At 38.8% G+C, this 12,965-nt stretch carries 12 protein-coding genes; 5 read left to right on the top strand and 7 right to left on the bottom strand.

The annotated features are described in order from the left end of the window. The first annotated feature begins 2 nt into the window (after positions 1 to 2). Positions 3 to 1,415: a DHA2 family efflux MFS transporter permease subunit gene (locus AB3219_RS00240; RefSeq protein WP_216754572.1), complete on the top strand. Its 1,413-nt coding sequence runs from the start codon at positions 3 to 5 to the stop codon at positions 1,413 to 1,415. Positions 1,416 to 1,465: 50 nt separating this feature from the next. Here AB3219_RS00240 and AB3219_RS00235 read toward each other — a convergent pair whose 3' ends face one another. The 3 genes from AB3219_RS00235 to AB3219_RS00225 all read right to left on the bottom strand — a co-directional run bounded on the left by AB3219_RS00235 (position 1,466) and on the right by AB3219_RS00225 (position 3,421). Continuing rightward, positions 1,466 to 1,630, bottom strand: coding sequence for a hypothetical protein (locus AB3219_RS00235; protein WP_216754571.1), 165 nt, complete (start codon positions 1,628 to 1,630; stop codon positions 1,466 to 1,468). Between the two features lie 72 nt (positions 1,631 to 1,702). Beyond that, complete coding sequence (locus AB3219_RS00230; protein ID WP_260365255.1) at positions 1,703 to 2,362, bottom strand: histidine phosphatase family protein; 660 nt, start codon at positions 2,360 to 2,362, stop codon at positions 1,703 to 1,705. 177 nt (positions 2,363 to 2,539) lie between these two features. After that, the gene (locus AB3219_RS00225) at positions 2,540 to 3,421 is read right to left on the bottom strand and encodes an aldose 1-epimerase family protein (RefSeq protein ID WP_216762921.1); all 882 of its coding nucleotides are present in this window, start codon (positions 3,419 to 3,421) and stop codon (positions 2,540 to 2,542) included. Between the two features lie 158 nt (positions 3,422 to 3,579). Between AB3219_RS00225 and AB3219_RS00220 the strand changes: the two genes are divergently transcribed. Together AB3219_RS00220 and AB3219_RS00215 are read left to right on the top strand one after the other, a co-directional pair. Beyond that, positions 3,580 to 4,383, top strand: a complete 804-nt coding sequence (locus AB3219_RS00220) for a Cof-type HAD-IIB family hydrolase (RefSeq protein WP_311735508.1) — start codon at positions 3,580 to 3,582, stop codon at positions 4,381 to 4,383. 501 nt (positions 4,384 to 4,884) lie between these two features. Then, entirely contained in the window at positions 4,885 to 5,925 is a 1,041-nt protein-coding gene (locus tag AB3219_RS00215; protein ID WP_216754405.1) for a zinc-dependent alcohol dehydrogenase family protein, read from the top strand. A gap of 329 nt (positions 5,926 to 6,254) precedes the next feature. Here the strand turns inward: AB3219_RS00215 and AB3219_RS00210 are convergent, their stop codons facing one another. Beyond that, the gene (locus tag AB3219_RS00210) at positions 6,255 to 6,824 is read right to left on the bottom strand and encodes a histidine phosphatase family protein (RefSeq protein ID WP_216762920.1); all 570 of its coding nucleotides are present in this window, start codon (positions 6,822 to 6,824) and stop codon (positions 6,255 to 6,257) included. 103 nt (positions 6,825 to 6,927) lie between these two features. Here AB3219_RS00210 and AB3219_RS00205 point away from each other — a divergent pair, with 103 nt between their 5' ends. Then, positions 6,928 to 7,281 (top strand): MerR family transcriptional regulator, encoded by a 354-nt coding sequence (locus AB3219_RS00205; RefSeq protein ID WP_216754403.1) that lies wholly within the window; start codon positions 6,928 to 6,930, stop codon positions 7,279 to 7,281. Positions 7,282 to 7,371: 90 nt separating this feature from the next. Next, complete coding sequence (locus AB3219_RS00200; RefSeq protein WP_216762919.1) at positions 7,372 to 8,334, top strand: zinc-binding alcohol dehydrogenase family protein; 963 nt, start codon at positions 7,372 to 7,374, stop codon at positions 8,332 to 8,334. 92 nt (positions 8,335 to 8,426) lie between these two features. Here the strand turns inward: AB3219_RS00200 and AB3219_RS00195 are convergent, their stop codons facing one another. The 3 genes from AB3219_RS00195 to AB3219_RS00185 all read right to left on the bottom strand — a co-directional run bounded on the left by AB3219_RS00195 (position 8,427) and on the right by AB3219_RS00185 (position 12,786). Next, positions 8,427 to 10,061, bottom strand: a complete 1,635-nt coding sequence (locus AB3219_RS00195) for an APC family permease (RefSeq protein WP_216754401.1) — start codon at positions 10,059 to 10,061, stop codon at positions 8,427 to 8,429. Positions 10,062 to 10,078: 17 nt separating this feature from the next. Beyond that, complete coding sequence (locus AB3219_RS00190) at positions 10,079 to 10,744, bottom strand: histidine phosphatase family protein (RefSeq protein ID WP_216754400.1); 666 nt, start codon at positions 10,742 to 10,744, stop codon at positions 10,079 to 10,081. Positions 10,745 to 10,929: 185 nt separating this feature from the next. Beyond that, positions 10,930 to 12,786, bottom strand: coding sequence for a cation:proton antiporter family protein (locus tag AB3219_RS00185; RefSeq protein WP_216754399.1), 1,857 nt, complete (start codon positions 12,784 to 12,786; stop codon positions 10,930 to 10,932). Between the last annotated feature and the right edge of the window lie 179 nt (positions 12,787 to 12,965).

The following is a 12,965-nucleotide window of genomic DNA, read 5'->3' as shown; positions in this document are numbered from 1 at the left end:
ATATGAAAAATGAAACCAATCAGCGTATTCGTCCACAAGTTATCGCAGCAGTAATTGCAACAGGATTAATGTCCTTCAGTGGCGTAATTGTCGAGACTGCCATGAACATTACGTTCCCAACGTTAATGAAAGAATTTAATGTCACAACTAGTATTGTGCAATGGTTAACAACCGGGTATTTATTGACCGTCGCGATCATTGTGCCGCTATCTTCCGCACTGAAAACGCGGTTTAGAACCAAATCTTTATTTATTGTGGCTAACTTGTTGTTTTTAACCGGATTAATCATGGATGCGGTAGCACCGATTTTTCCGATCCTATTACTTGGTCGCATTGTTCAGGGATGTGGCACTGGGATTGCACTGCCGTTAATGTTTAATATTATTATTGATCAGGTCCCCAGCAGTAAAATTGGCATGATGATGGGAATTGGAACGTTAATTACAGCTGTTGCACCGGCAATTGGACCCACATTTGGTGGTGTTGTGGTGGCTAGTCTAGGTTGGCGTTTTGTCTTCATCATTTTAGTGCCATTATTATTAATTTCTTTGTTTACGGGAATTAAAACGATTGAACAAAAAAGGCCCACACGAGCCATAAAATTTGACCCATTGAGTGTTCTATTAATTGCCGCTACCTTCATTGGATTTATCTTAGGATTCAGCAATATGGGCGCGACAAGTTTTATGAGTTTAGCCGTTGCAGGTGCAATTGTGGTAGGAGTGATTGGGTTAGTTGGTTTGATTTATCGCAGCTTACATATTGCTCAGCCGGTTATTGATTTACGAGTTTTGGGGAATGTGGCCTTTGCCGCGCATGTGTTTGTGTTTTTCGCGTTACAATTAATTTCGTTAGGGATGTCCTTTATTTTACCCAACTACATGCAATTGGTAAATGGGGCAACTTCCACAACCGCCGGGTTAGTCGTTTTGCCAGGAGCTGCCTTAGGAGCAGTCATGTCACCCATTAGTGGACGCATTTTTGATCACTTTGGAGCTAAAAAACCTTTACTCACAGGAAGTTCAATCGTGTTTATCGGCTTAGTTTTATTTACCGGTTTAGCCTTAAATGTTTCAAATGGATTGATCTTAACTATTTATGTATTTTATATGTTTGGTATCGGGTTGATTTTTGGCAATGTCATGACAAACGGGTTATCCACATTGAAAAACGATCAACAAGCAGATGGTAATGCGATTTTAAACACCATTCAGCAGTTTGCGGGTGCGGTTGGTACCTCAATTGTCTCCACCATAATTGGGGCAAGTCAGTTAAGTAAAAGAGGCAATCAGGCTGATTTAACAGCGATAGGTTCACGCCACGCACTGTTAGTTTTGACAATTTTAATGGCGGTGGCAATTGTGGTACTGGTGTATGCAATCAATAAAACCATTAAACAGAAAAATATAGCTTAAAAAATGAGCATGAGAAAATTGGCTTTCTCGTGCTCATTTTTGGAAACTGGTTAATTTTTTTCTGTGGATAACTGACGAGGTGTAATTCCTAATTCTGCGAGTTGGCGATTTACCAATTCGTCGTGAATGCGGGCAAGACGATCTTGTTCAATTTTATCCTTGCCAGTAGGTTCAATTAGACACGCGGGCATGCCGGTTTGCTTTTTATCAGTCATTTTGCCACCTGCTTTCTATCCTGATTGTCTCATGGTTAGAAACAGAATTAAAATAGTTTGCATAGAAGATTTTTATCTATCATAAGCCACAACTTCAGCGTGATTATCGGTAAAATTAAGAATGTTAAGACTGCCGTTTTTGATTGGTAGGTGGACATCTATTTGTGGGTTTAAGAGCTGAATCAAACTGCGGATGGCATCCATGTGGGAAACAACGAGTAACGTTTCTCCGTCGTGTGCCTGTTCTGCCAATTGATCGACACCAGCCAAAATTCGTTTTTTGAAAGTTTTAGCGTCTTCAGCTACTTTGAATGGATCGGCAGCATGCATAGCATCACGAGCTTCATAAAAAGTGTGTTCACTTAAGAAATCGTCGATGCCGCTGTAGCCTAAAGGTCGACAAATGGTGTCCCAAGTTTCAGGACCATTGGCGCCTTCAAAATAGCCAAAGAAAGCTTCCCGAATATTTTTGAGTTGGGTGATTTGCAAGGAATCATTATGGGTATCCTTTAAAATGATATGAGCGGTATTGACAGCCCGACTCAAGTCACTTGAAAAGGCTTGATCGAAATGGACGTTCAGGACCTTTTGGGCAGCTTGATGGGCATCTTGGATTCCTTTATCGGTTAAGGGAGCATCTGCCCAACCTTGCATGCGATCGAATTTATTGAGATAGGTTTCGCCGTGGCGAATGAGGTAAACAGTAAATTTTTTGATAAGAACGACTTCCATTCTGAGAGTGTCTAAAAAGCATTTAGCTTCTGGTAAGTGAAAAAAACTGTATTTTGTGAAGCGTTTCTGTGACTTTTTGCAAAAACACTCTCTATATTATTTTATTAGTAAGATAAAAAGAACAGCGCAAAACATACGCTGTTCTTATTTTAACATGTTTAATTTGTAAAAAGTGGGTTATGAAAATTCAATGCCGTATTCAAATGATTGTGTTTCACCAGGTTCAGCAAAGTTATTACCTTTCTTGTTAGCCCAATCAGTTGGTTGATCACTGGCTTGATCAGGAAGGCCAGCGAATGGCTCGATGCAAAGATAGGGTTCGGTAGCATTTTCCATTGTCCACAAGGTAATGTATGGAAAATGTTTGACGTTAAGTTTGATTTCATGTGCTGTTTGATCAGAGCGTAAAGTAACCGTTTCGATTTTTTTAGCATCTAAAATGATTAAACCATTGTCAAAGGTGCTGTGATCTAACTTCAAAACATTATCTTTATCCACAGCTGTAAATGGTGCTTTAGTGCCATCCCGGAATGGGGCAGGGTTAATGCCCAATTGTTGAATTCCCTTAGGATGAGGGCCAAATGTCAAAGTGTAGTCTTCAAATACACCGTCATCATCAATTGGAATATTGAAACCAGGATGTGAACCCAGAGCATAGGGCATCGTTGTTTTATCATTATTAGTGACACTATATTTAGTTAATAATTGATTGCCCACTAATTTGTAGTCCACTTGTAAAGTGAAATCAAAAGGATAGTATTCCTTTGTCTTGGGGCTAGCTTTGAGTTGGAGTAAAACTTGATCATCGGCCTTACGAACATTTTCCCACTGTAAGTCACGGGCAAAGCCATGCTGAGGCATTGGATAAGTCTGACCATCCACAACGTAGTGATCATCATTGGATCTGCCAATTGATGGGAACAAAATTGGTGCGTGGCGTTTCCAAGCTTTACCATTCCAGATGTAATCAAAGCTACCTTTTGCATCAACCACATGAGTAATTTGAGCACCAAGTTGGTCAATTTCAACTTCTAATTTGTTGTTTTTAATCGTAATCATTCATATTGCCTCTTTTCAATTTATTGGGTACAGGTATATGATGGAACAGTTGACAGATAATGTAAAGGCTTTCTAAAGCGAAACTTCACAACTTTAACAAACTTTCAAAAAGTTGGATTGGTTAACAGTAAAAGTAGGAGGTAGTTGGTTTGATTAAGATGATTGCACTAGATTTGGACAACACTTTGCTTAATGCGGACAAAAAAATAAGTGAAGCAAATACCCAAATTTTAAAGAAGTTGCATAAACAAGGCAAAGAAATTGTGCTATGCACCGGCCGACCAATTAATGCCATTTGGGATTGGCTAACACAGTTAGGTTTAATGGGTGAAAATGATTATTCAGTTAATTTCAATGGTTCGTTAGTTATTCGCAATGTGGACAAAAAGCCGTTGATGGCGGATGGTATGAAAAGAGCACACTTTGGCGACCTACATAAGTTCTGTTTGGCTAACGAGTATCCTCTTGATATTTTGGATTTTAGCGGTGTGTATCCCATCAATGATTTACCGCTCTCAGGTTACGAAAAGCGATTAGGGGGCAACATGCACTTTCTACATGTGCCATTCGCAAAGTTACCGGCCGTTGATTATAGTAAGGCTGTGATTTGTACGGAACCAGCAACGTTGGATCACATCGTGACGCACATGCCGGCCCAGCTCAAACAGGAGTTTCATATCGTGCGTTCGCAGCCAATGATCCTAGAGTTTTTGAAACCAGGAATTGATAAAGGATCCGCACTGGATGTATTGTTGAAACACTTTGAGTGGACACGTGATAACTTGATGACTTTTGGGGATGCTCAAAATGATTTAGAAATGTTAGCTAGTGCGGGTGTAGGCGTCGCAATGGCTAACGGTACCCCAGAAGCTAAACAAACGGCCAATCAGGTGACAGCGGTGGATAATGATCATGATGGCGTTGCAAACTTTTTGACAACTTATTTTGCAGCAAATAATTAAGTTACTTCTAAAGGTTGAAAGTATTAAAATCACTTCAATAACTGATGTTAAATGACTTGGCCTATAAAAAATAGTTAAAATGCCGTCTTCCATCAAATTTGGGCTGGAACGTAGTGCGAGTTCTTGCGGCTGATTTTTGCCACAAGAATCGACATCGTACGGAGTATTAAGATTTTCGGAACGAAAATCATTCTTCTTTGCGTAGTAGTGGGCACGACTTGAAGCCGCAAACCACGTCTCCAAGCTCGGCCTTTATCTAAGCGAAAACCGCTAAGATAAATGTAACTACTGAGCCCATTTGCTTCCAGACTAAGTCTAATCTTTGCAATCTACACAGTGATACAAAGGTTGTTATATCAGGCAACGAGATGTGTTTTGGACTTTCAACCTTTAGTTTAATTAAAAAAGCTTACGAAAGAGGCTTGCCTTGAAGTGCACACTAAGGTTTATGATTGTGTTGTTGAGTATTAAAAGTCATTAGAACATTAGGAGATGGATTTTTTGAAAGCAGCAGTATTTATTGAACCTGGAAAAATGGAAGTTCATGATGTTGACAAACCAAAAATTGAAAAACCAACGGACGCACTGATTAAGATCGTGCGTGCCTGTGTATGTGGTTCTGATCTATGGTGGTATCGTGGTATTGCCAAACGGGAAGCTAATTCATTAGTGGGACACGAAGCAATTGGAGTGGTTGAAGAAGTAGGTGCCGATGTTTCTGATATCAAAACTGGTGACTTTGTGGTAGTTCCATTTACACATGGTTGTGGACATTGTGCAGCCTGCTTAGCTGGTTTTGATGGGGATTGTTTAAACCAAGAAGCCGGTGGCAACGGTGGTTATCAAGGTGAATATTTACGTTACACAAACGCTAACTGGGGATTAGTTAAAATTCCTGGCAAACCAGCTGATTATTCAGATGAACAGTTAAACTCACTCTTAGCTTTAGCTGATGTAATGGCAACCGGTTATCACGCAGCTGCCAGTGCAGAAGTTAAAAAGGGTGACACAGTTGTTGTCATGGGTGATGGTGCCGTTGGCCTATGTGGCGTAATTTCAGCTAAGTTACGCGGTGCAAAACGGATTATTGCAATGAGCCGTCATGAAGATCGTCAAAAATTAGCGCGTGAATTTGGTGCAACGGACATCATCCCAGAACGTGGGGATGACGCAGTTAAGAAGGTTATGGAATTAACTGGTAGTGGTGCTGATGCAGTTTTGGAATGTGTCGGTACGGAGCAATCCGTTGATACTGCGGTTAAGGTTGGTCGTCCTGGCGCAGTAGTTGGTCGGGTTGGCGTTCCTCAAAAAGCAGAAATGAACACGAACAATCTTTTCTGGCGTAACATTGGTTTACGAGGTGGTATTGCTTCGGTTACAACAGATGATAAGGCAGTTTTGTTAGATGCTGTTTTAAGCGGCAAGATCAATCCTGGAAAGGTCTTTACAAAACGTTTTGATTTGGATCACATTCAGGATGCCTATGAGGCTATGGACAAACGAACAGCTATCAAATCATTGTTAGTGATTAGTGAAGGTTAAATTCAAAATAGTTATCCTTGAAAAAGGGATAGCTATTTTTTAATAAAGTTTTTCAGTTCTAATGACATTTTCTTCCAAGTGAAATATACGTATCCAAAATTGGGAGGACTAAAAATGGCAAAAATCGGATTGTGGGTCAAACAGTTCTAATTACAGACGATGAGGAGGAGACTCAGTCGTTCTACACGGCAATTGGATTACGAGATGCTGGTGCAAATCATATCCGTACTTTTTTTAAAGATACTAGATGGAATTAATGAAAATGGGTTGAATTAATAAACGCCAATTCAATCCATTTTTGTTATTCTGAATAATCCAAACAGCAATTCTTATTTGCTTGGACGAATAACTTTTGCCAATTGAAATTTTCCTTGATCAAAATGATAGACAAAAATCGTGCCATTGGAAAAGCCCTTTTTCAACTCTTCGGTGGGATCCTGTAGCATACGTAAAAAGTTAAAACAGGCCCCACTGTGGGAAACAGCTAAAATATTTTGGTGATCTGCTTTAGACATAATAGTAGTTAAACAGCGCAACATTCTTTTACCGACGTCATTAGAGGACTCGCCACCGTAGGGTAGGAAAAAGGTTTCAAAATCTTGAGGTGTTTTCGGGCTTAGTGTTTCACTTTCACCTTCAAAAACACCGTAATTTTGTTCTTTTAAAGCTTTTACTCTTGTGTATGTTAAACGGTTCTGCAAAATTAGTTCAGTCGTATCACAGCATCGTTCTGAAGTTGAACTATAGGCATGATCAATGGAAATTTCTTTGAAGAATTCTCCTAACCGACTGGCTTGTGCAATACCGTTTGAAGTCAGTGGCGAGTCACACCACCCCTGAATTTTATGTTCCACATTAAAAAGAGTTTCACCATGCCGTGCAAGATATAAAGTTTTCATTTTTTTGCCTTCTTCTAAAAATCTTTTAGTGATTCGTTATTTTTCGATCTCTATTTATAAATCATAATCCTTGAAGTATACTTCAAGTCAAGGGGTGAGAATCTTGAAAATTGACGCAGTAGCAAAACAATTTAACATTTCCACAGCCACCATTCGTTACTATGAGCGTGAAGGACTATTAGGACCGGTTAAACGGGTAAACGGCATACGTCAGTTTGAATCAACTGATCTTGATCGTATTGATTTTATTTTGTGTGTCAAAGAATGCGGTATGACTCTGGGACAGATCAAGCATTTTCTGGCAATTTATCAAAAGGGTGACGACACAATTGGAGAAAGATTGACCATTTTACAAGACCAGCTGGTGCAGTCCGAAGAAAAAGTGAAACAGTTGAAAAGATCCATGCAGCATTTAAAGAATAAAATTAAAGATGTCAAACAATTACAAGTAAAGTAAGGTAGCGATTGTTCTAGTCATCGAGTTCATTTAAATGCGTTCTTAAAATGAAGTTGTTGTTTTATACAATTTAATAGGAAGGAAAAGAATATGAAAGCATATGTGGTGAATCACGCAGGTGGACCAGAAACTTTAGAGTTGATGAACGTGAAAATGCCTAAAGTCAAACCGGGGTGGACGCGCATCAAAGTCTTAGGGTTTGGCATTAATCATTCCGAAATTTTTACGCGCGAAGGAAAGTCACCCTCGGTTAGGTTTCCTCGAATTCTTGGTATTGAAGTTGTTGGCGAAGTTGATGAAACTACGGATAGTAGTGCCTTTACCAGAGGTCAAAAAGTGATTTCAATTATGGGTGAGATGGGACGTGCGTTTGACGGTAGTTATGCAGAATATGTATTATTAACCGACAAGCAAATTTATCCAGTTGAAACGAAATTGTCGATTGAGGAACTTGCAGCTGTACCAGAAACGTATTATACCGCCTATGGTATTTTTAAAAGTTTACAGATTAAATCAACTGATAAGGTACTGATCAGAGCGGCTACTAGTGGAGTGGGATTAGCCGACTTACATTTGATTAAAGGATTAAATTCCTTGATTAAAGTTACCGGGACCACACGCAATCAAAATAAGGTGCAATCCTTGTTGAACGCTGGTTTTGATCAGGTAATTGTTGCACCAGATAGTGATAAATTGCCCGAACATACCGGATATTTTGATAAGATTATTGATTTGGTCGGTCCTCTAAGCGTTCGGGATACTTTAAAACATTTAACTGAATTTGGCATTGTGAGTGCAACTGGTGAACTAGGTGGAGTGTGGGATCTGAATAATTTCGATCCAATTACAGATATTCCTAACAATCGTTATTTGACTGGGTTTTACTCCGGAGATGTTTCTCAACAAAAAATTCAGGAAATGTTAGATTTCATCGACACCTATCATGTTGACGTGAAACCGACAAAAGTATTTGATTTTTCCCAGGTTGTCCAAGCACATGAATATTTGGAAAGTTCACATAGTTTTGGCAAAGTAGTTGTGACAGTGAATTAATTAGTTAAAAAGATGGACTACAGTAATCCTGTATTTAGACCTGCTGATTTCACAGGGCTAATACAAAAGATTATGTAGTCCATTTTTTTAATTTATTTCGTTGTTGATTGATTACGGGTAATGAGTTTAAACGTGAGTTGATAAATAATGATAAACAAGACGACGTTCAAAGCCCAACTAAGAATCATCGTAGCAATGCCGGCACCAGTTAAGTGCTGAGTTAATACAAAGCCAACAATGATAAATACAATTAAAGCCAAAGGTGTGGATAACCACGCTTGTTTAGCCAAATGCTCACGACCAATTTTTGCCATGTAAGGTAAAACTGCCGAAAGCGCGATAAAAATAATAGGGATGACAATATTCAAAGTTAATTCCTTTGTGTATAATACCGTTCCAGGGGTGGCATCTGTTGGCCGAATTCCCATAACTGAAAATACCAGTGTAATGACCAAACACCATAGTCCAACTAACCAAGCAAAACGATCGTTTTTAATAAATCTGTATTCTGAAGGATAGTCTTTGCTCTTAGCACGAATGCGCATGAAGGCATAGAATACAAAACTTGTGACAAATGGCGACACAATGCCGTTAATGTTTAATAACCAGTTGAACATATCATTGATACTTGGTAACCAATTACTTAGGAATAGAACCAATGAAACAATTGCGGTGGTCAGCCAGTAACCGTTAATTGGCAGGCCATCATTATTCAATTTAGTTAAACGTTTTGGTAAGTATTTCTTTGAAACATTAGAGATGAAAATTCGTGTGCTGGCATCCAAAATAACTGCTAACTGGGCACACATGTAAATAAATTGGGCAATCGCAAAGATATACATTAAAGTGTTGCCCATGCCAAATTGTTTACCTAGTGCTTGGAAGGCATAATAAGAACCGTTCATTTTCAAGTCATAAGGTAAGTGGTGTGCATTGAAGAAAACACCCAGTGAGAAGGAACCAAAGACGGTTAAGAAACCGGTCATAATTAAAAGCATCATCATGGCTTTAGGAAAATCGCGATTGCCATGTTTCATTTGTTTGACGTAAGGGCCAGCTAACTCGGCACCATTAATGGCAAAAATTAATAATCCAAATGTGGAAAGAAAATGGCCGTTGATTTTAGGGATGAATGCGCCCAGATTGAAAGGTTGAGTTTCAATGTGGCGGCCATACATTAAAGCAGCAACCGTCATGACAACGAACAAGATAGTCATAACAAACATGGCGCCACCGCCGATTGTACTCATGATTTCCAAGGATTTGTTTTTAAATAAATGCTGGAACCAGATAAAACCTAGGAAAACCACGGCCGTAAAAATAGCAAACATAAAAGTCGACATATACTTGTTGAGATCACCATTACCTTTGATGAGCCAACTAATGGAAACAACGACTGAGTTGGCAACATCCACGACGTAAGGCAAACCGGCAATCCAATAAAGGAAGGCGACCATGTAACCGGCAAGATCTCCGTTAGTGGAGCGAATCCATGAGGACAAACCGCCACCTTCGTTTTGAAAGGCAGAACCCAGTTGGCCAACCATCATTTCGTATGGCCAAACAAAGAGGATTAACATAATAATCCAGGTTGTCACGATCGCCAAACCTTGATTATGGAAGTTATAAATTAAGTCATCAAAACCAATAACGGTAACAAAGTCCATTAGGGCCACAACTGGCCAACTGATAAAGTGTTTATTTGTATCGAGTGGTGAATTTTTCATTTTAATAATTCTCCTGATTATTTAATTGTGGAATCGTTGTTATTGAAATAATCAACAGAAATTTGAGAATCACGAATGGTTATTTTTGTGACGCTACCATTACTAGGACTAGTGGTAATATCCATGTCCGGTGCGTAACGTCCAACAATGCTGCGAATGGTCGTGCCGTGTGAAACGACTAAAATTTTGTCGTGATCATGGCTTTGATCAATTAGATATTGAAATCCTTTGTCCAAACGTTTCCAAAAATCAATGTGATCTTCGGCATCATGAAACGGATCAGCCAACTTAACGGCATTTTTAGATTCGCTGATATTATGGTGCATTAAAAAATCATGAAAAGTACGGACTTGACTAACCGGTTGTAAAACTTGAAACCAGGTTTGTGCTGAATCTGCACCTTCAAAGTAACCATAAAATTCTTCCCGAAATTCTGCTAATTGCTGCACTTTAAGTCCAGGAGACTTGTTACTATGCGCAATTGTATTAGCAGTGTTAAATGCCCGTGTGGTGTCACTGGAATAGGCAGCATTAAAGGCAATGTTTGCTAGTTTCTGACCCGCAATTTTAGCATCCTGCCAACCTTTTTCCGTCAACGGTGAGTCTGACCAACCTTGCATACGATTGTAACGGTTGAAGAAAGTTTGTCCGTGCCGTACGAAATAGACTTCAATTTTTTTCAAAAGATGACCTCCTCTCATCTAAATGTCCAGAAGCTATTGTATCATAGGCTATGAGTGCATTTATAACATTTTTTCAATTCAATTGGGTTAATTCAAAAAGAAAACGATACCATTTTTAAAAGATATCGTTTGAAGGAAAATTATTTAATTTTTTCGCCTTTAACTGTCAGTTTTATAATCTAAATCTAATTCATTTTTCCAAGTTCATGCCGAATTTCTTCGATATCATTTTTGCTGCCAGTAAAAATAAGGCGATCATTTAATTCTAATTGGGTGGTCCCCACCGGACGAATAAGACGATGATTTCGAAAAATTTGGCTAATTGTGATTTTATCAATAAAAGGTAGATTTTTAATTTCAAGACCTGTGTACTTTCGATTATGAACCTGAACTTCAAAAATGGTGTTAGTTGTATCATTTAAAAGAAGCATAGTTGAAGGAGTTTCAATTAATCCACGCAGCATCGCAATGTTGACCTCAGGTGTATTGTAGATTTCAATTCCCAAATCATGTAATTCTTTTTCATGCTTATTTAAAATATTACGATCTTCAAAACGGACAATCACGCGTTCAACACCATAAGCCTTAGCCGCCTTGGCTAATAGGTAGTTCTCTTGGGCACGAAAATGACCCACCACCAAAATATCAGTGTCAAAAATCCCCTGTTTGATCATTTCTTCAGCGTTTAAGTTTTCTAAAAGATGGATTTGAATTTCGCTATTGTAGGTGCGATAGTTTTTTTCATTATCTGTGTACATTTGAATGTCATACCATCCCTGTGTCAGTTGCTGGGCTACGGGTACGGTAAAAATATTGGCTCCGATGAAGTGAACAGTCTGTTTCTTTAAATCTTCAGCTTCCGGACGATAGGCTTTGCTAAAAATCAAAGGTGAAAAGACACAGGTTAAAATGGCCGCTAATAAAAAGGCACCAGATTGATGGGCATTGATCACATGCATATTTTTGGCAACCTGCAAAATTGCAACAACCATGGTAATTGTAGCGGTTGATAAACTAGTCCCCGCAATGGCGTTAGCACTTTTAAAGCGCAGGCTTAAAATCGGATAAATGGCCAATTTGGCAATGACATAGGCTAAGAAAAATAACGGAATCAAAGTCAAGGCTTCTGGATCACTCAGTAAGGTGCGTAAATTTAGGCCGATACCACTCATCATGAAAAAGATCGGAATGAAAAAACCGTAACCAATGGAATCCAGTTTATCCTTTGTACTTTCGCTAGGACGCAGGAGTTTGAGAATAATTCCGGCAATAAATGCCCCAAGAATATTTTCAGCACCCACTGATGAAGCAACGGTGACCATAGCGACAATCAAAAAGAAGGCTAGTCGAATATCAAGTTGGGTCGTCGATTTATTAATTTGTTCGAAAAAGTTAAAGAAAAATTTGAAACGACGCAGGAGAAAAATGGCGGCAACAATTATGAGAAGCAATAACCAAAGACTCTTACTACTGCTACCAAAAACGGAAGCATAAAAAGTTAGACCGAGCATTGGTACAACTTCACCAAGCACAGCAATTAGAAGGACAGTTTGTCCAAAGGCTTTGCTTAACAACTCGTTTTCTTTTAAGGTTGCGATGACAATTCCTAGTGAAATAGTTGCAAACAGAATGGCTGCCAACCAGAAATCAGAGAAAAGATTTGCCCACTTAAAAAGACCCGCTAAGACTAGTGAGATGACGATAATTGTTGAATATGCCAGACAGGCAAGAATAACTGGTGACCATTTTGAATTTTGAACGGCGTTTTTCTGAGCTAATGGTGAAGGCGTATCTTGTGGTTTTTTAAACAGATCAAAGTCAATTTCCATTCCACTGAGAAACAAAAGAATGATCACACCAATATCAGATAGTTGTTTTAAGATTTCGGTTGTGTGAACTAAGCCCAATAAACTAGGCCCTAAAACGATACCGAGAATAATTTCAACCACGGCAGTTGGCAAAAAGGTGATTTTAAATCGTGCCATTAACATGGGCGTGATTAAAGCTGCAAAAAGCATAATTAATAACGAAACTTGATTCATAGTATTTTTCCTCCCGGAACCATCATAAATATTTGACCAGGATAGCACAAGTTATAAGCGAAAAACAATGATTATCTTTGAGTTAATGGGCGAAAAGTGGTAAGATATTTACTTAAATTATAGGTAACGCATAACTACCTTGATGTAATTTAATTGTTTAGTTTTAGCGTGAAAGTTTA

Origin of the sequence: Pediococcus ethanolidurans (assembly GCF_964062635.1) — a bacterium.
Taxonomy (GTDB): domain Bacteria; phylum Bacillota; class Bacilli; order Lactobacillales; family Lactobacillaceae; genus Pediococcus; species Pediococcus ethanolidurans.
The sequence above is the reverse complement of the archived record's forward strand: the minus strand, read 5'-3'. Positions and strand labels throughout refer to the sequence as shown.